This is a genomic window from Lacisediminimonas sp. (genome assembly GCF_030645335.1).
Lineage (GTDB): Bacteria > Pseudomonadota > Gammaproteobacteria > Burkholderiales > Burkholderiaceae_D > Lacisediminimonas.
Window position 1 is genome coordinate 1 of the sequence record NZ_JAUSNH010000233.1, and the last position, 19,411, is coordinate 19,411.

16 protein-coding genes are annotated in these 19,411 nt (G+C 60.9%); all 16 read right to left on the reverse strand.

Going from position 1 to position 19,411, the window contains the following annotated elements; translation table 11 throughout:
* Positions 1-560 (reverse strand): type III secretion system export apparatus subunit SctR (sctR, locus tag Q7T64_RS15940; RefSeq protein ID WP_304797731.1); only part of this gene is annotated, 560 nt, incomplete at its 3' end.
* An 8-nt stretch (positions 561-568) separates the two neighbouring features.
* On the reverse strand, positions 569-2,503 hold the full coding sequence (sctQ, locus tag Q7T64_RS15945; RefSeq protein WP_304797733.1) for a type III secretion system cytoplasmic ring protein SctQ: 1,935 nt from the start codon (positions 2,501-2,503) through the stop codon (positions 569-571).
* Positions 2,500-3,039, reverse strand: a complete 540-nt coding sequence (locus Q7T64_RS15950; protein WP_304797735.1) for a hypothetical protein — start codon at positions 3,037-3,039, stop codon at positions 2,500-2,502. The genes sctQ and Q7T64_RS15950 overlap by 4 nt, the downstream gene beginning before the upstream one ends.
* Complete coding sequence (locus Q7T64_RS15955) at positions 3,036-3,548, reverse strand: YscO family type III secretion system apparatus protein (RefSeq protein ID WP_304797737.1); 513 nt, start codon at positions 3,546-3,548, stop codon at positions 3,036-3,038. The genes Q7T64_RS15950 and Q7T64_RS15955 overlap by 4 nt, the downstream gene beginning before the upstream one ends.
* A gap of 179 nt (positions 3,549-3,727) precedes the next feature.
* Entirely contained in the window at positions 3,728-4,159 is a 432-nt protein-coding gene (locus tag Q7T64_RS15960) for a lytic transglycosylase domain-containing protein (protein ID WP_304797739.1), read from the reverse strand.
* Positions 4,160-4,191: 32 nt separating this feature from the next.
* On the reverse strand, positions 4,192-9,018 hold the full coding sequence (gene pilV / locus Q7T64_RS15965) for a shufflon system plasmid conjugative transfer pilus tip adhesin PilV (RefSeq protein WP_304797741.1): 4,827 nt from the start codon (positions 9,016-9,018) through the stop codon (positions 4,192-4,194).
* A 49-nt stretch (positions 9,019-9,067) separates the two neighbouring features.
* On the reverse strand, positions 9,068-9,589 hold the full coding sequence (gene pilM / locus Q7T64_RS15970; protein WP_304797743.1) for a type IV pilus biogenesis protein PilM: 522 nt from the start codon (positions 9,587-9,589) through the stop codon (positions 9,068-9,070).
* 72 nt (positions 9,590-9,661) lie between these two features.
* Positions 9,662-10,198 carry a type 4 pilus major pilin gene (locus Q7T64_RS15975; protein ID WP_304797745.1) on the reverse strand — a complete coding sequence of 179 codons (537 nt, stop codon included), beginning with the start codon at positions 10,196-10,198 and terminating at the stop codon, positions 9,662-9,664.
* Positions 10,199-10,236: 38 nt separating this feature from the next.
* Positions 10,237-11,361, reverse strand: coding sequence for a type II secretion system F family protein (locus tag Q7T64_RS15980; protein WP_304797747.1), 1,125 nt, complete (start codon positions 11,359-11,361; stop codon positions 10,237-10,239).
* A complete protein-coding gene (locus tag Q7T64_RS15985) occupies positions 11,358-12,974 on the reverse strand; it encodes a GspE/PulE family protein (protein WP_304797749.1) in 1,617 nt (538 codons plus the stop codon). Before Q7T64_RS15985 ends, Q7T64_RS15980 begins: the two co-directional genes overlap by 4 nt.
* Entirely contained in the window at positions 12,958-13,413 is a 456-nt protein-coding gene (pilP, locus tag Q7T64_RS15990) for a type IV pilus biogenesis protein PilP (RefSeq protein ID WP_304797751.1), read from the reverse strand. The genes Q7T64_RS15985 and pilP overlap by 17 nt, the downstream gene beginning before the upstream one ends.
* Positions 13,400-14,689, reverse strand: a complete 1,290-nt coding sequence (pilO2, locus tag Q7T64_RS15995) for a type 4b pilus protein PilO2 (protein WP_304797753.1) — start codon at positions 14,687-14,689, stop codon at positions 13,400-13,402. The genes pilP and pilO2 overlap by 14 nt, the downstream gene beginning before the upstream one ends.
* The gene (locus tag Q7T64_RS16000; RefSeq protein WP_304797756.1) at positions 14,689-16,404 is read right to left on the reverse strand and encodes a PilN family type IVB pilus formation outer membrane protein; all 1,716 of its coding nucleotides are present in this window, start codon (positions 16,402-16,404) and stop codon (positions 14,689-14,691) included. The genes pilO2 and Q7T64_RS16000 overlap by 1 nt, the downstream gene beginning before the upstream one ends.
* Complete coding sequence (locus tag Q7T64_RS16005) at positions 16,401-16,853, reverse strand: TcpQ domain-containing protein (protein WP_304797758.1); 453 nt, start codon at positions 16,851-16,853, stop codon at positions 16,401-16,403. Before Q7T64_RS16005 ends, Q7T64_RS16000 begins: the two co-directional genes overlap by 4 nt.
* Before the next feature lie 321 nt (positions 16,854-17,174).
* Positions 17,175-18,563, reverse strand: coding sequence for a type III secretion system ATPase SctN (gene sctN / locus Q7T64_RS16010; RefSeq protein WP_304797760.1), 1,389 nt, complete (start codon positions 18,561-18,563; stop codon positions 17,175-17,177).
* Between the two features lie 35 nt (positions 18,564-18,598).
* Positions 18,599-19,411: hypothetical protein (locus Q7T64_RS16015; RefSeq protein WP_304797762.1), on the reverse strand; the 813-nt coding region annotated here is incomplete at its 5' end.

Consider the following 19,411-nt stretch of genomic DNA (forward strand, 5'->3'; position numbering starts at 1 on the left):
ATCGTGACGGGTGAAACCATCATCATGCCCATCGCCATCAGGATGTTTGATACGACCAGGTCGATGACGACAAAGGGCAGGTAAAGCAGGAATCCGATCTGGAATGCAGAGGTCAGTTCAGATACGACGAAGGCGGGTGCGACGATCAAAAAGTCATCGTGGCGAACGTCGGCCGAAATCTTGGCCGGCCAGAGTTGCTTTGCGCGACCGAGGAAAAAGTCGCGTTGCTCGACCTTGCTGTTGTTGACCATGAATTTGCGCAGCGGCTCGGCGGCTTTCCTGACGTCGCTGATCATGCTTTGCACCGTAGTGGTCGTACTGGGAACCCCCACCGCCTCTGCCATTTCCATTCCTACCGGCGCCATGACATAGACAGTCAACAACAACGCTAACGCATAGACCGCCATGTTGGGCGGGGCCTGCTGTACACCCAGCGCATTTTTTACCAGCGACAGGACGATTGCAATTTTCAGGAATGCGGTGGTGGTAATGATCAGGATGGGAACCAGCGCCAGCAAGCCCAGCGAAAAGGTGAGGACAATGGGATCAAGGTTGCGCATCGCCGTGCCTATCGTTCTGTCTTGTTCCTGGGGCGCGGCCGCGCACTGCCGTTGGCCACTAGCGCAGCGCTATCACGTGCTGCGGCGCGCCGTGCCGGCGGCTCCGTGCGTACGGGTGATGGCAATTCGGCCCGAGTGCGCCTGGCGGTGGCTAGCGGCGCAACCGGCTCGCGCGAGCGTGATGGTGGCCGCGGCGCTGGCGCAGCGGGAGGGACGGGCGCAGTCTGCATACGACGTGCCGTCGGGCGGCGGGCAATGTAGTCTTGTTCATCGTCAGGGTCGTCCTCATCATCGCGCACGGCCACTCGGCGTGCTGCCGAAGCGGGCGCATTGCCGTTGACTCGGCTCCCGTTCATTGCTTGCTGCGCGACAACCCGGCTAACCGAGGGGGAAGGTTCCGGTCGCTGGCGGGAATTCCTTGGCGCCGGTGGCGCCTTGGCCTCTTCTTCCGGCTCATCCTCGTCTTCGTACTCGCCTTCCTCATCGTCTGCATCGTCTTCTACACCGTCGTCCTCGTCTTCTTCGTCGTCGTCCTCGTACTGGTCTTCATTGCCGTACTCGCCATCCTGATCTTGGTCATTGTCTTGACCAGCACCATCGTCATCGTCGGCCTGACGATCGTCGTCATCATCTTCATCTTCATCTTCATCGTCATAGTCGTCGGATTCCACCTGATCGACTGACTCGCCACGAACATGGATCTGGCGGTCGTCATCGGCGTCTTGCTCTTCGTACTCATCGTAGGGTTCATCTTCCTCGACGTCATCAATCTCACCATGGCCAATGCTGCGCCGACTGGCCACCAAATCGCCGACGTGGGAATTTCGCCCATCCTGCCTTGATCCTCGGTGATTGAGTGCGGGTGCGTTGTCGCCATGCTCTGCCGATTCGGCCACCAAGGGCTGCGCCATACTTGCCGACTTTTGACCGGGAGCCCGCAGCCGGAGCACGGCCACGCCAATGCGGTCTTCGATTTCGACCAGCTCGCCTTCGCCAATCACCATGCCATTTGCACGGATGGTGACTGCATGCCGCAAATCACGTCCCAGCTCGAACGTATAGCCAGGCGCAACGCCTTGCAGATCGGCCAGTGCGAGCACCCTTTCCCCGAGGTCAAATGTCAGCTTTACCGGAATGTCGTCAAGTGCGCCATCCTCGGTTCCATATCCGTCGTCATAGTCTTCCATGATCGCTCCAACTGCCTCAATTACCTCAATCGATGTCGCCCGTAGCCGTGCGCGAAAACCCGTGCTTGCGCCTGCCTGTAAGTAAATCTCGTCGTTGTCGCGCAAGCAGCACTCATCAAGCAGGATCACGTCATGCTCGGCGGTATCGCGCAAGGTCGATGCGGGCAAGGTGACCCAGCCTATGCAAAACCGCAGCGGAACCGGCAAGGAACCCCATTGATCGGTATCGGGCGAATCGGCGCCAATCGAAAGCAGGAATTCCGCGAGCGCCTGCATTCCTTGCACATCCAGCCAGAGTTCACCAGACACCTTGCGCCCCGCTGCAGACAGGGACCATCCAATCGACTGCATTCCCTCCAGGCCAAGCGCCTGGGTTCCTGCGCCGACAACCTGGACGCGCTGTCCGGTGGCGTCTTCAAGTTGCTCGCAAGCCGGCCCGAGTGCCGCTTCCAGCACGGCCAGCACCATCGGGACTGGCAACATCGACAATTGGACATCGTCGAGTATGGTTTGGGCGACCTGCTCGATCCAGGCGGCGTCGGCACGCAGTACAGCACGCGCGCCGCCCCAGTTCGCCTCGACCTGGAACCTGCCGGCAAGCGGCTCGACCGCTTGCGGGTTCAGCGTTAGCTCCCATTGCTGCTCCAGCCACGTGAAACGGATTACTGAGCGCACGCTGCTGACCGCATTGCGCGCAAGCATTTCGACCCGGGGAATGCTTCGAAGTCGCGCCTGGGGGAATGGGCGCTCGCTCATTGACGCGGCCCCTGCGGCCAGTCAAGCACCACGGAGTCCACCTGATACGGCTCCACGATGATCAGCCGGAATGGCTGTGTCAGTCGCTCCCCGAGTATCAGCGCGAGGCGCCGCAATTCACTGGCCAGCCAGCGCCGGGTGCCTTCTGCACCTGCCGTCATTTCGATATGTAGCCGTCCGCCCTCTTCATACAGCCGCAGCCAGGTGTCGGGCAGGACTTCGCGGCGCAGCTTGAGTCGCACCTCGCGCCGCGACTGGCTGCCGTCCCCGGTCCATAGCATTTCAATCTCTCGGCACAGCTGGCGCGCTTGCTCTCCCCCCTCGGGGTCCAGCTGCGCAATCAGTTCCATCGGCGTTGGCTGCTCCTGGCTGCCATGACCAGCTTGCCTGCGGTTAGGCTGCCGGCTGAGGATGGCGTCCAGACGGCGAATATCGGCGTGATCGGGTTGGGCCGTGGCCGCAGCCGGCGCGGCCTCGGCCTCGCCCAGGCGCATCGACACCATTCCCAGGTCGGCATCGACCGGCCGCTTGCTCATTGCGATATCTCCAGCGCAGCATCGGTTTCGTCGTAGCCGGAATCGGCACGCGACTTCAACTTGACCTCTTCCATTTCCATGTCTTCCAGCCGCAACGCTTCAATCGCGTGCTCGCGACCTTCGATAGCAACCAATTCAGCGAATTTTTCCCGCATGCGGATTGCCTCTTGCAGCGCAATCCGTGCATCCACCAGCGCCTGCTCGGCGTCAGCGAGTACCTGCTCGGCGTCATCAATGGCTTTTTGGTAGACAGGCACTTCTTCTCGCATCAACTTGATCTCCGCTTCCACATCATCGAGGTCGGACTTGTGGACGATGCGCGACAGCAGGTCCCGGTACAGCGCATCTTCGCGTTGCTGGCATTGGTCGAGGTAGTCGTTCAGCGCGGCATGTGCGCGTTCCAGCGCGACATGGGCAGCGTCCAGCGCAAGCTTGGCCCGCATCACTTCGCGCTCGGCCTTGCCTTCCCTGAATTCCTTGATGCGAAGCAGGCCATCGAGCGTGCCCATGCGGATCCCTGTGCGGTTCTTGAAGCGCCTTCCCTGATGCTCACTCCAGCGGCCAAAAGCCGCACATGCAGGTGGCTCTGGACTGGAAGCTGGCGATTAGTAACAGAAAGGCAATTTCGGTTCCTTACAATCACCGAAATTGATTGGTTGGTGCGGTTACTGCACCGCAGGGGAGATGCTCAGTTGATCCAGCCGATCTTGCGCAGATGCTGGTCATACCGGATGGCATGGGCCTGTATTTTTTGCCGATAGACCAGGTTCAGTGCCGGTGTTTTGCTGTGGTAGTTGCCCACGCCGCGCCAGAAATCGGTACCGGTACGGTTGAGCTCCCAGCGCAACACATAGGCCGCACTGCGAATGGCGATGCAGGCGTCGCTGGCGACGACCTCGGCAGTCAGGTTTTCATTTTGCTTGAAGCGATTGATCCAGACCGTATTGATCTGCATGGGGCCGTAGTCGCGGGTGCCGTTGGTATTGAGGCTGGACTTGCCCAAGGTGCCGCCTTCTACTTTGCGGATGGCATACAGCACCGCTGGCGGTAGCTGATAGTCGGCCGCGGCCTGGAAAACGCAGGCGGCGGGCAGGTCAGGTGGCAGGGCGGCAATGGGCAAGGGGCGGCTCCAAGTTGCTTTTTAGCACGGGCTCAGATGCCCTTGCGCGTGCAAGTAGTGCCCATCATCGCAGTTCCTTCGACAATAAAAACCGAGACCGATGCTATCGTCCAGCTTGTGGGGCAGGTCGGATATGCGCCATAGCCATATGGCAGGGAAATGAACATGGCGCGGCTTCCGATCATGTTGTGACAACTCTTCCAGAAGGTTCCATTGGCTGTGCTTCTCCCAACGGATGCCACCTGGCTGCCTAAGGCAGGATCCGATCCAGCCGCCCCGACATAGGCGGAATTTGACATTGCCGTCCACTCACTTGCGCCCCCCATGGCTTCGCTGCAAAAACGTGGGTTAATCGGCACTGCAGTGGAATATCCGGTGCCCAAGCCCCACCAATTGGTCGACGTCGTGGTGTTACTCGGCGCAACCCCAAAGTTCGGATTGGCATAGATGCCGCCAGACGAGTAATTTACGGGGAACTGGTAGGTTTCATAGGCGCTAATACCGACCGCCTCGTAACGGTTGTTAACAGAATTCCAGATGCATTGCGTTATTCGACCGGGGGGGGGCGTGTTCGAGGTATTAGTATTGGATTCGCGGGTCAGATTTCCAGCGGTGCAGCCTGTCGTGCCGCTCGCCAGCGGGGAGAGTGCGATAGTTCCATTAAAGGTGTTGGTTCCATTAAAGATGGTGTTTCCATTAAAGGTGCTTGTTCCTGTGACCCCTAGAGTGCCACCGACACTCGCATTCCCCGTAGTAGACACAGAACTCAAGGTGGTAGCACCGGTTACACCCAGCGTACCGCCTACGCTTGCGTTGCCTGAGATACTTGCCGCGCCGGCGGTCAGCAATCCTGAGACACTCAAATTTCCGCTCGCATCCACACCGGCAGCGCGCCAAGCGTAAGTGCTATTCGACACTAGAGAACAAACATACAACGCAGGCATGGTAGACAAAACGAACCGGGCTTCGCCAAGCCTGCTACCGTCACATCCGAATCTGGAGCTCAAGTCGGCGACGGTCTGAACTGGCGTACCGAAGGTGATTCCCGCGCCTTTCCATCGATAGTTGAATGTCGGTGTATTGACCACTGCACTCATTTGAAGACTGCAAATTAACAAGGCTCCACTAGTTAGCAGTGCATTCTGATTGGGATACTCAGCAAGATTCTGGCTTGCGCCAGAGTTCATCGCAATCGCGCCAGCCCCATAGGCCGAGCAATCCGCCCCTTCGCTCCCCTGGTTGTTGGTGATGCGAAGGTACCCGGAGCCACTGATCGTGGTCGCGCCAGTGAAGCTTGCCGGTCCATTGACTGTCAACGTGCCACTTACGGTCAAGTTGCCGCTGGTGTCGGCCGCAAGCGGCTGCCAGCTATATGTCGAGCCGTTGTAAGCACAGGTAAACGCTCGTGGCGTTCCTGAGTTGCGCACGACGCGCGTTTCCCAAACATAGGTGGAGCTGCAAGTCGGAAGATCCCCGGTCGTGATGACGCTGTCACCCCACAAGAAGCCGGTGGGACCCCAGTTGCTGCCATTGCACTGCAGCAACTGGCCGGTAGCGGTGACACCCATGCCACCGGCACCCGGACTGGTACAACTCGTGCCAGCGGTCACTGGCGTGTTCGCAATACGGAGTGTGCCGCCGGTACCGACAGTGACTGCGCCCGCGAGATTGGTTGTGCCACTAAATGTCGCCGTTTTTCCACTGGCGAACGTCGCGTCACCGTTGACGTTGGTGGTGCCGTTCAGGTTCGTCGTGCCATTCAGGTTCGTCGTACCATTAAAGGTCGCCGTCTTGCCGCTGGCGAAGTTGACATCACCATTGACGTTGGTCGTACCGATGAGGGTTGTGGTGCCCGTTACCGACAAATTGCCGCCCACCGCGACATTGCCGGTCGTTGTGATCGCGCCTGCGGACAAGGTTGCAGGAACTGAAAAATTGCCGTCATTGTCGACCGCAACTGCCTTCCAGGCGGTGCCATTGCAAATATACGCACGCGGTGTGCTGTCGGTATCGTTGGTTGGCCCGGTGACCATCCGCGTTTCCCACTGATAGCCGGGATTGGATGCATTGCAGGGATAGGTCGAAGTAAGATTATTCAGGCTGGACATCGGCGGACCCCATTTCGACCCGGTCGCCTGCCAGTAACTGCCGTCGCAATATCGCAGATAGCCCCAGGTATCTTGTGCCAGTTCACCCTTCTTGCCGGTGCAGGCGCTGTTGGCCCCGGAGAGAACCGTCTCCTGCAGGATCCGCAACGGACCCGTCACATTGGTGAGTCCACTGACCGTGGTGGTACCTGCCAGCGTCGTTGCGCCGTTAAATGTTGCCGTGCCGTTGAATGTGGAGGTGCCGTTGAACGTGGACGGTCCGTTATGTACTGCGGCCCCGGTGACAGTCAATGTGCCGGCCACAGTCAAGTTGCCGTTGTCATCCAGCGCGAGTGGTTGCCACGAGTAGACGCTGCCACTGAGGATGCAGGTATAGGCCCGCGGCGCAATCGTGCTGGCAGGAGCCGTCGGGCTTTGCACTACACGGGTTTCCCATAGCCGATTGGCGCCGCATGCGTAGGTAGCGGTGTCCAGGTCGGAACGCCGCTCGACGGATCCGCCCCAAAAACTGCCGGTCGGCTTCCAGTAGCCGTTCTGGCACGCGAGCAAGCCGTTCCCGGCGGCGTTGCTTAGCGCCAGCGAGCCAACCGTACAACCTGATGTGCCCGCAGTCGCCTGGGTATTGACGATCACGCTGCCGGCAGTCATGGTCCCGGCAATGGTGGCTGATGCCGCCTGCAAGGCACCGGTGATACTGGCGGAGCCGGCGGTGAGCAGTCCGCTGACATCGGCAGCGCCGGTAACGGCCAGGCCGGCCTTGGCTTCCAGCAGACCGTTGAAGACCGCCGACATTGCAGTCAAGGTATTGGTGATGTTGACCGTGGCCGCTGTCACAGAGGCGAGCGTGCTGGCACCAGTCACGTTCAGGCTGCCCGCCCCCAATGCGCCGGGTACTGTCAAACTGCCGTCGTCAGCAATGCCAAGTGGTGTCCAGCCATACGTGGTGCCTACCAGCGCGCAAGTGTAAGCGCGTGGACCCGTGCCCACAGATGGCGTGCGGACATACCGTGTTTCCCATACATTGGCGACACTGCAGGGGTAGGTCGCTGGCGCCAGGTCAGTGATACTTTCGCTGCTGGCCCAGAATGTGCCGGTCGGCTTCCAGACGCCGTTATGACAGATCAACACCTGGCCCACGCCGTCTGAGGTCAATACGGATTTTTCCGGTGCCAGCACACAAGACGCGCCCGTTGTGGCGGTGCCGCTCAGAACGAGTTGCGCGCCCTTGAGCTTGCCGCTTGCCGTGACGTTGGTGGCCGTCAGGCTGCCATTGAGGTCAAGGTTGCCGTCCTTGTCGACGCCGATGGCCTGCCATGCGTAGGTGGTGTTGTCATAAGTCGTGCACAGGTAGAGCGCGGGTTTGTTACCGCCTGACTGCGCGCGGATCATGCGCGACTCCCATGCGCGGTTCTCGCCGCAGGCTGGCAGGGCCGCAAAATTGGCCACGCTTTCGCCCCACCAGGCGCCGGTCGATTTCCAGTAGCCGTCTGCGCAGGTCAATAACAACTGCGAAGCCGAGCCGTCAGCGGCGGTGGCGGTTGTGGCATTGCGCGCCAGCTTTCCGTTTTCCGACGCGCATGCCTGACCGATCGTCGCTTCGCCAGTGATCATCAACTGACTGGTGACCGCGCCGATCGATGCGGCTGCAATGGTGGCGGTGCCTGGAACGGAAAGATTGCCCGTGTCGTCCACCGCCAGCGCTACCCAGGCCGCGCCGTTGCAAAAATAGGCGCGCGCAGCGCTGTTGCCGGGCGCGACCGTCGTCGATTGCCTGACGACCCGGACTTCTGATTCCCGTTGCGGGTGGCTGGCGTTGCACGGGTAGGTCGTCCCCAGTGCCGCGTAAGTATCGACCGCCGATTCAAAGCTGGCGCCGGAGCCACGCCAGTACGCCGTGGTCGCGGTCGCATAGACACAACTGACGACCCGACCAGCAGTGTCACGGGCGATGGCCCCGATGCCGGTACTCATGCAGTCGCTGCCGACCGTCTGGCTGACGCTCGGGTCAATGCGCAGCGGCGTGTTCATCGTGTTCAGGCTGGTGTCGGCCATGGCGTTGCGGTAAAGCACGCCGACGTTGCTGTCGCCGCCGCCAAACCAGAGCGCCATGGCGAGATGTCCGGGGGTCAGGTTGATCGTGCCGGCAACGTCGTCGGCACAGGTTTTGGCTGCCTTGCCACTGTAGTCGCCCACGGTAGCGATCCAGCCTTTGTGAGAGCCCCAGATCTGGGTGGGCGAGCTGCCATAAATTGCGCCGCCGGAGCCGCCCATGATGCCGGCTGCCTGCCCGAGATCGAGATCTTTCATGGCGTCTCCGCCCTCGGTCACGACCAGTACATTGATTTTGTTGGCGGACTTTCCGGACCGGAACACCATGGCGCAAATGGCCTGGCCATAGCTGTTGCGAACGTTGAATTCAGGCGGTAGTAAATCGAGCAGCGTCAAGTCCGCGGGGCGCAGCACTTTGGGCACGCCGGTCGTGATGGCCGCATCTGTCACCAGGGCGCTGTAGTTGCTCTTGACGTAGGACTGTACCGCCTGGCCAAACGTGGCGGCATGCTGCGCAGTCAGTGAGACACGCGTATTGCTGGCATAACGATCGACCAGTTCGGCAGTGCCCACAGCCAGACCGCTCATCAGGCCCAGGCTGACCAATATTTCCAGCAGCGTGAAACCCAGGGCGCGCCGCAGGCGCTCGCCGGACCTGCCAACGAACTGCTTGCCACCGGCGCTGATGTCCTTGCTCTTCATTTCTGCCTCTTCAAGCCATTATTCGATCCTGCCGCCCCTGGCGTGCGGCTCAGCGGCCCAGCACAACGACATTGCCGCTGACGTTTTCCATCAGCCCGGCTGGCAGCGCCACTCCCCGCAGCCCTTGCTCGCCGCCCGACACGCTGTTCATGGTCGGCGTTGAGCTGCCGGCCTGCGTCACCGCGATGGCCATCGACTGGCCGCCGCGCTGTGAAATCGCGCTGGCGACGCCTTGCGGCGGCGGCGCAGTGCTATAGGTATAAAGCGTCCCGCTACTGACAACAGCGGCCCAAGTACCGGTAGCTGGATTGCTGCCGCTGCGATTTGGATAGGTCGATTTGACGAATCCGTCCATCGTGTAATACGCCGTCAGCCCACTGTCGGCGATCGCGCCATCGTGGCCGCTATTGGCGGCCAGGTAGTCGACCACAGCTTCGCGATAGGTCCAGAAATTGGCCGCCATCTGGTCGGCGCGAAAGCCCAGCCGGACCTGGCTTTCTGCCGGTGCATGCGTGGCCAGGCTCCATGCAAACAACATGGCCCCGAATACCGACAATGCCAGCGCGTACATTCAATGCTCCTTGGCAAAGCCACTGGCAGCGAACACACCCGGCCGGGGCGGTTCGCTGCCAGCGAACTGCATTTAGCTCAGTGTGGTCCAGGTCATCGTGTTATTGCCGGTCTGGCAGCCGTTGGCACCCGTGGCGATTGCCGGCGACACCGGGAACGTGGTGATTGCCGTTGCAGAACCGATCTGGACCGAATACCAGCCCGCCGACAGGCCGGTCATCAGCGAGGTGCAGACATCGGCAGGCACCGCCGTCACCACCATCGTGAACTGGTTGGTCACGCCAGTTACCGTGACCGCGCCGTTCAAGGAGGTGGTGATGGTCCCGAGGCCGGCATTGGTTGTCATCGAGGTAGGTACCTTGTTGGAGGCGATCAATACCGCGTTCAATGGGTCAGTACCGTAGCCGCCCTGTCCGGTGAACGCCGACTGCGTGGCCGTTCGCAGCGCGACGATATCCTTCTGGAGTTGCGATGACACGCTGCTCGAGTTGGCGGCCCCGAACAGCGACAGCGACCCAACTACGACGGAGGCCACGATAGCCAATGCTGCCAACACCTCCATAAGCGTCATACCCGACTCTGCTTGTCTTGTTTGTTTGAATTGCTTCATGACTTTCCCCTTTTTCCACATTGGCACTACCCCGGCTTTCACCGTATTGTTTTCTGCAGCATGTCCGACATCTGCAGTTGCATTTGCATCATTCCCGTGACCAGGAAGGCGATATAGCCGCCGACTCCCAGGATCGACACGCCGAACACGCTGCGCATCTTGTCCCTGATCCGCTTTACCGATTCATGCAGCCATTGGTCCGCCAGGTGCTTGAGCGATTGCTCGAAGCCGGACAGGCTGGCGTAGACACACAGGTCGTCAATGATTTCGGGATCGGGGAAGTTGAAGCCGGTACGCCTGAGCGCTTCGCCGAGATTCATGCCGCAACGCATTTCAGCGAGCGTGTCCTCAATGCGGTTGCTCAGCCAGATCGATCCGTGGCGCGACAATTGCTGCAACGCCGCCTCCACCCGCATGCCGGCACCGACCAGCGAGGACACTGCAATCAGCCAGGTACTGCCCTGCAGGATGCGATAAATGCTGTAGGGGGCAAACCGATCGAGGAACACCCGCGGCGGGCCATCAAAGCGGGTAATGGTGACGAAGAAGATGGTGACCAATCCGGCCGATATGGCAGCGGCCAGCCACAACCAGTTCTGCGCAAACCAGGAAATATTGATCAGTGCGCGCGCCATGCCAGTCCACTCGTCGCCGCGGGCGACATGGGAAAACGCCGGCACGATCTTGAACCCGAACAGATAGGTGACTGCAAACGCCATCAGCATCAGTACCGCCGGATATGCCAGGCCGGCAATGATGGCCCCAAGGATCGCGCGCTTGGCCTCCATCAATTGGATGGTCGACTGCATCGCGCTGATCATCCGACCCGACTCTTCGCCGGCGGATATCAGCATTACCTCTTCCGGGCTGGCCCAGCCATCGATGGCGGACGACAGTCGCATGCCATTGCGCAGCGACTTGCCCCACGCGCCAAGCGCCACGGTCTCCGGATCGTTCTTCGCGCCTGACTTGATGCGGCGATCGCGGATCTCGTCGATCGCCTGCAGCAGCTGGACATCATTGCCCATCATCTTGATGAGCTTTTCCCACAGGCGGCGCCTGGAATTGCCATCGACATTGCGGAAAATGAAGCGGCTGAATGCCCACTCAAAGCTGCCGGGATTGAAGCGGCCGACTTCCACCTGATGTCCGTCCGGTCTCATGCTGCCGCCTGTAGCGCGCGCATGCGACGCAAGCCACCATCCAGAAGCCCAACCACGTCTTCGGCCTGGAACGGATCAACAATGCCGCTGCCAACCTTCTGTACCGCATGGTCTAGCATGGAAAGGCCGCCCAACTTGTCGCGCCAATAGTCGATCGCGACCGACCGTTCACCGCGGCGCATCAGCAACATCAGCTGGTCGTCGGTCAGGATGGTCTCGGCCACCACGGTGCGGCCAGTGATGCCGGCGCCGCCGCAGTGCGGGCAACCGCCGCCGCGCACGAACAGCGCCGCGTCGGGCAGGACGCTGCGCACGCGCGCCACGTCACCGGCAGCGAGCTGCGCCTGGACTTCTTCAAGCGGCTGGCGGCAATGGAGGCAGAGCACTTTCAGCAATCGCTGGCAAGTCAGGCCCGTTACGATGGCCGGATCGCACACCAGCTCGACCGGCACGCCAAGATCCACCAGCCGGTCAATGATCTGGAACGCACCGTTGGCATGCAAGGTGGTCCAGACCTGATGCCCGGTCATGGCTGCCTGTACTGCCAGCTTGGCCGACGGCATGTCGCGGACTTCACCGATCATCATGATGTCCGGATCAAGCCGCATGGCGGCCTTGATGGCGGACTGGAACGCACGTGCGCGCTCTTCCTCGGACTCGGCGTTCGTCACTGGCGTCTGCACGGCGCCGGGAATCGGGTATTCGGGCGGGTCTTCCACCGTAATGACGTTCTTGCGGCCGCCGCTCTCACGGATGATGGAGCTGAGCAGGCGCTGCAAGGTGGTTGATTTTCCGCTACCGGTCGGGCCGCCGATGATGTTGATGCCGGTCGGCTTTTTCTTCATCAGATAGAACGTCTGCGCCTGCTCGACCGTATAACCCAGTGCTGTGGTGTCGGAAGACGCGTCGGTGTCGTTGTAGAGCAAGCGCAGCACCATCACATGGCCGCCGACCTGTGGACTGGTCGCCACCCGGATGCCATCGAGTCCGTACGGAATCTTGGCCCGATCGGAGATCCGGGCGTCTTGCGCGGACAGGGTTTCGTAGGTCGCGTCGGCGACGTCCGCCATGGCCTGATAGATCGTGGTGCAAAGCTGGTGGCCGAATTCGTAGGTCTGTTCCTCCTGGAATTCGAGATCGTTATGGATGCGAAACAGGATGCGTGTGTTGTTGCGCCCGCTCACACGGATGTGGATGTCGGAGGCGCGCAGCTTGACGGCGCGGCGGAAAAGCTCGCGTGCAAATATCTGCATGTCCGAGCCGCTGACATTCTCGCGGGCCGTTACCCGCGCACCGGCGTAGGCCTGGCTGATGTCCGACATTTCGACACCCTGGAGCGCATAGGCGTAGTCGATGCGGTCAAGCCGCGCCATGAACGCCTTCACATTCGGGTTTTGCAGGTGCGAGCGCGATACCAGCAGCCGGCCATCGTCCAGCAGGCAGAGAATCTCCTGCATGCTGGGCACCAGCTCGAAGCGCGCGCCACGATGGGTCAGCGGCACCGCATTGGGGTTGTCGACCAGCACGTTGTTGCGTGCCGGCTCGAGCGGCGCGTGGACAGCGGCGACGACAGGGTCGGCCTCGCGGGCGCCGGACTCAGTTTGGCGGGCCAAGGCGGACAATTTCGCGTCCTCGTGTCAAGGTCAGGGAATGGGTACCGATGTCGGCGACGGTCCAGTCGCCATGTATTTTTTCGCCCTGCTTCACGCGCTGCATCAAGCCGCCGGGAAAGGCCAGCATCGCCACCAGCCGCCCATCCATGCCCTCGATGCTGCGCACGACCGGCAAGCCGATGTCGTGGCCGCCAGCCGTTGCCTGCCGCGCCATGCCGCCGCCAGCGTAGCCCGCACCGCCTGCGCTGGATTTACCGATTTCGGCTTGCTTGTTTGCGATCTGCGCGCGCAATTCGAGCTCGGCCTTCTGCGCCGTCAGGATGGCGATGCTTTCATTGATCTTGGCTATTTTTTCGGCCGCCGACTCAGCGCCTGCGGGCGCAGCAGCCAGCACTGTTGCCAGCAACAGCCAACGCAGCGGTCGCTCAATTTTGTACATACTGCGTCCCTTTCATGCTCCAGCTGAGTGCGCCATTGACGTACCGGTAGTCGATCGAGGCAATACGGAAGCCGCTGCCGTCGAGCACCTCAACTGCTGCGCTCGGCGCGAGCAATCCGCTGGCAAGGCTCCACGGCACTTCACGCCAGTCGTACTTGAGCTTTTTTGTTTCGTTGCCTTTGGACGCCTGCGGCAGGATCGAGGCATTGGTCTTGATCGCAAAGCCATAGCGCTGCGCAGCCTGGTGCAACTGGTTCAGGCGCACACGCTCCGGCAGCACGGCTTCATCCTCGGTTTGCAGGGGGGGCAGTCGCAGCACCAGCTTTCCGACGTCGCCGGTGGCATCAATCTGTACTTCCGGGTGCACTGCCTGCAGGTGCTCGGCCCAGCCGTTCTGCTCGCGCTGCCAGGTTGCCGTCAGGGTGCCGCTGGCGCAGCTCATGCCATCGAATTTCCAGCTCCCGGGCCAGAGCGTTGCGATCTTTTTTTGCGTATCTTCACAAGCCCTGGCAAACAGGAGTGCGCGCGGAACCGATTTCCAGGCATGGGCAACACGCGCCAGTTCAGCCTCGCGCAGCGCACTCAATTCACGTTGTGTCTGGGCATAGGCGGCGAGTTCGGCCGCCGCACGCGCGGCCTTCCATTGCACGAGTCCGGCGACCAGGGCCGCCACGGCCAGCACCAGCACGGCGAACTTCCAGTAAACCAGCAAGTCGCGCAAGCGCGTGCGCACAGGACGCACGCGGCGGCTGCGGTGGTATTCGATACGCGAGTTTGCCGGCAGGAAGTCAGTCAGCGGGCGATCGCTACTGCCGCGGATTCCCCATGCTTCCGGTGCAAAGACGGTTTCCCACTCGCTTTCCTTGAGATCGGCCTCCAGCATGGCCTTGACTTCAGCCTCGCTGCCTATCCGATCGCCATTGCACAGGATCAGGCCGTCGCGCTGTGCGTAGTAGTACCAGGTCGCGCTGTCTCCATCTCCCTCTACCGGCCCGGCGAAAACCAGGTTGCGCTCCAGCCCCTGCTCCTGCACGGCCTTGGCAAAGGCGGCCGCCACCGATACGGCCCCACGCTGTGCGCCCTCTTTTTCAGCGGCATAGCCGACCTGGGCGGTTTCAGTCCCCGGCAACACCATCAGGTCAAACGCCTGCTCCCGGGCAATGCGCAACATTTCGCGCTTGCGCTGCGAGGGCGATACGCCCGGCAGCGGCTGCCAGAACAGTCCGCAGATGAATGGACGGCCGCGCTGGTATTCGAATAAGTGAACAGCTGACATCAGACTGGCTCTCCGACCACGGGCTGGATCAGGATCACCAGGGTGCTCCTGATATCTTCACTCGTGATGCCGCCGCCGAACAGGAAATTGCGCGCATTGCCAACGCCGCTCGAATTGTTGCTGACGTTTTCCTGTTCGAATCCGGTCAGGATCAGCGTATCGCCCGAGTTGAGCATCACGCGCTGCAAGAAGTTGCGGGTATCGACCTCTGGAGTCTGTATCTGCGAGCCACCTTCGCTGGACTTGGAGGTGTTGAGCTTGAGCAGCGATGAAATATTGATGGCGAATTGCAGCATCAACTTTCCCTTGTCGAGGATATGCGGCACCAGTGACATCGAAAAGCCCGTGGTGACCAGACCCGGCGTCAGGGTAGTGGTGGCGCCAATGCCGGCTGAAAGTGTCGTCGCCAACGACGCCAGGTAGGCAGTCTGCCGGCCGACCTGCAGGGGCGCCGGCTGGTTATTGAGCGTCATTAGCGAGGTGGAGGTCACCTGCGACACACGTCCTTGCTCTGACAAGGCCGAGATGACCGCCGTCAGGCCCCGGCGTGACGCAATGTTGCCGGCGGTGACACCGGTATCACCGAACACGCCAACGGTCAGGCTGGTTGCCGAGGCCGCCGCGGCGAATGGGCTGGACAAGGCCAGCGACCGGTTCAGCAACTGCCAGTTGATCCCGTACTGGGCGTCATCGCTGAGGTCAACCGACAACACGCGCACATTGACCATGACCTGCTTGCTCAGTGACGTATTCTGCTGCTCGATGAATAGTCCGACCCGTGCCAGAACCTGTGGCGTATCGGTGACCAGTACCGTGCCAGTGGCGGCATTGACAGCCACCGTACCGCGTGGCGTCAGCATGCCCTTGATCGCCTCGGAAATCGCCGACCATACCGACAGATTGGCGATGCTGATGCCGGAAGAAGAGGATCCACCAACGGTGCCGCCGCTGGAGGATCCCGAGCCGCCACCACTGCCTCCCCCACCGCCACCGGTGCCGCCGGTCTGGCTGGTAATGGTGTTTTGCATATTCGAGTCTCCCGGCAGGGCTACCAGCCGGAAACTGCGCGTCGTGTAGCGGTAGACGTTGATTGCACTGTCGGTCCACTCCCAGGACACACCGAAGCGGGCTGCCGCCACATCAAGGAAACCGGCCAGGGTGCCGTCGAAGCTCAAGGCTACAGCTCCGCTTTGCACCGCTGGCGCAGGCTGCACTGCATACGGAGCGGCCGGGCTACCGGTAATCGGCGGCAATGCCGGGATCGGCAAATTGCCGGCGCCCGGAGCACCGGGTGCTGGTGTGGCAGCCGCTGCCGGCGCCGCTTGCTGGGTAGCGGGCGCTGTGCCAGCGAACGGCACCATGGCATCGGGCGCAACCTTGACCGGAATGCCGGTCAGCAAGGTGACTCGCTCCGCCACTTCCTGGATGTTGCGGAAGTCACGATTCACCGTGATCCTGCGGGTTGCCGCTTCTTTGGCAGATGCCTGCTCATTGATTTCAGACAGTCGTTTGAACGGCAGCCAGATGCCATCCACGCGTTCAATTGCCGTGCGGGATTCGCTGGCGACGCGGGTGCGGCCCGTCTTCTGCTGCTGGGCCAGCTCGGTCGCCCTCGCACTGGCCTTGTCCACTTTTTTGTCGACCAGCAGTGAAAGCGGCGTCGCGCATCCGGCCAGCAGCGAGCTCAGGGCCATTGTCATGATCAGTCGTTTCATTTCTTTTCCATCACGCGCAGGACACTGTTGGCCGAGTCAACATAGAAGCGGGCGATCAATTGGGCATCACCCCGGTTCAGCGCCTCGATGACTTTGCTGACAGCATCCTCGAAGTTGCCGTCGACATCGACTGCGGCCTGGGAGACCAGCTCTGGCGCTTCCCAGACCACCTGCCACTTCCTGCTCTGGCGCGCCCATGCGCGAAAGGCATCCGATATCTTGTCGCCGACGTTGATGCGCCATACATAGCGCACGGCCTTGCGCGATGCCACGGATGGCGCTACCGGCGTCGGCGTAGCGGCGGACATATCGCCGGCTGCAGCCAAAAGCGGCATTGGCACGGAGACTGGCGGTTCATGCGCCTGCGTTTGCGCTGCATGGACGAATCCCGGCAGGGACAGCAGCAGGAGCAGGGCGAGCCTGAACGGATTTGATTTATAACCAGGCATGACATCATCCTTGGAACGGTGGCCTCGGCACATGGGCAACCAGGTTTAGCTTGTATCGGCCGGGATTCCGAGGGCTGGAACTTCGACCCTTTTCATGTCACAGTAGGTAACAAAATTGCAACTCTTGTTCCAGTAGAAGGGACTAACAGATTTCTGGAAAATGAGGGAAAGCAGGTGCAGTAGGCGCGCGAATTTCGCGGCGCGATCACGTAAATCAGATTTCTGATCCGGCAGCGCGATGCAGAAGCAAGGGCGGCGTCGTTCGATGAAGAAGATCGATGAAGCAGTGCGGCGCCCGATCGGAGGGCGCGCTGCTGAAGTTCAGCGCCGCGAAGGCGATCCCGTTCCCATCAGGCGGAACAGTCCCTCGAGGGTGTCGTCAAATCCGCTGCGCTCGTCAACGGGTTGCTTGAGAAATGCTCGAATGTCGTCAATCTTGTCGATCGCTTCATCAGCGAGCTTGTCCGATCCGCGCTTGTATTCGCCGATCTTGATCAACAATTCCATTTCCTGGTATTTGGCCAGCAATTCACGCATCCGGCCGGCAGCGGCGCGATGCTCTTTGCTGACCACGGCGTTCATCACGCGGGACACCGAAGCCAGAACATCGACCGCAGGATAGTGATTGGCCGAACCCAGCTTGCGCGACAGGATGATGTGTCCGTCCAGGATGGACCGGGTCTCGTCGGCGACCGGCTCGGTCATGTCATCCCCTTCCACCAGGACCGTATAGAGCGCGGTGATCGATCCCTTGTCGTTCATGCCCACCCGCTCCATCAGGCGCGGCAAGGTGGCGAAAACGCTCGGTGGAAAGCCGCGTCGCGTAGGTGGCTCGCCAGCAGCCAGGCCAATCTCGCGCTGCGCGCGGGCAAATCGGGTGACCGAATCCATCAGGAACAATACCCGCATGCCCTGGTCACGGAAATATTCGGCAATGGCGGTGGCGACGTACGCCGCCTTGGCGCGCTCCATCGACGATTTGTCCGACGTGGCGCAGACGATCACGGCTTTCTTGCGTCCCTCGTCGCCGAGTTCGTGTTCGAGGAATTCGCGCACTTCGCGGCCACGTTCGCCGATCAGCGCGACCACGGTGACATCCACCGACGCCCCCTTGACCAGCATGGCCATCAAGGTGGACTTGCCGCCGCCCGCAGCGGCAAACACGCCAAGCCGCTGGCCCTCACCAAAGGTCAGCATGGAGTCCAGTACCCGCACGCCCATTTCGACCGGGTCGCAGATGATGCGGCGCTTGAGCGGATCAGGTGCATCGGCGAAGACCGGGTATTCCTGGCTGCAGACCAGCGGGCCGCGGGTGTCGGTATCGATTGGATTGCCCAGTCCGTCAACAACGCGTCCCATCAGGTTCATGCCGACCGGCACCATGTGCACGCGCCCGGTCGGGATGACTTCGGTTTCGCCAGAAATTCCCTGGGTGTCGCCGGTTGGCATCAGCAAGGCCGTGCCCTGTGAAAAACCGACCACTTCGGCTTTCATTTCACTGGCATTGCCACGGTTTCGCAGCAGGCAGATTTCGCCAATTTTGACTGACGGCACGACCGCCTTGACGATGGTGCCGATCACTTGCACGACACGTCCGCGAATGCGTACCGTCTGAGTTTGCGCCAGGGCGTCGCTCAGCAGCCGGCTGATGTAGTCGAAGCGTCCCCCGGAAGTAGCGTCAGCGTCAGTCTTGTTCAGGTCAGTTGACATGGGATGGGTGATATCGCTGCGGGCCGGGCCTGTGTTCAAAACTTTGAAAGGATCGATTCCTTGGCCTTCGTCTCTCTTGATTCCGTATTGCTGGCGCCGCCAATCAGGAGTTGCAGTAGGTTGACCAACTGCTGCATCCTGGCCGCTTCTATCTGGCCATTCTTGGAGAGCTCGCTGATGGCCGCTGACAGCTTTTCGCTCCAGGCTTCCGATTTTTCCGCGGACGCCATGGTCACGACGGACAAGATACCGCCGGATCCGAATTGGACCGCCTGTCGCTTGATATTGACCAGGTAGTACTCACCGTCCTTGCTTGATTTCAACATGTCGCCAGGCAGCGCCGTGTCAGGGACGGTAATGCCGTCAAAACTGGTCACGGCGGTATCGGCCAGTACAGGAGTGATCGGCCGGTGCGGGTCTCCCCTGGAATCGACAAAAAATGTATCGATTCGCGCGCCACTAATGTCATCCATGACATTCACTATTCTTCCCTTATAAGCGGAAAATTCTGCGAGACCGTTATAGGTGCTCTCATTCATGGTCGTATCCTGCTGGCTTGTCCCGAACCGGGTAGATCCGCTGTAAAAAATCCGGTCGGTCGCACCGAGGTCGGATGGCGTCAAGCCACTGACGAGCAATCCTTTCGTAACGGCATAGGCATCGTCATAGTTCACTGAGCCGTCAGGCAAGCTTGCAGCTGTCCATGCAGAGCCATCGAACAACTTGCTCAAGGTGTTCACCTCCGCCATCAGCTGCGTCGTCATTTGCGCTGCCGCCTGCTGGTAACCCAGCTGGTCGACCACATCGTATGCGGCCTGCATCTGCACATACAGGGCCTGCCTCAGGCC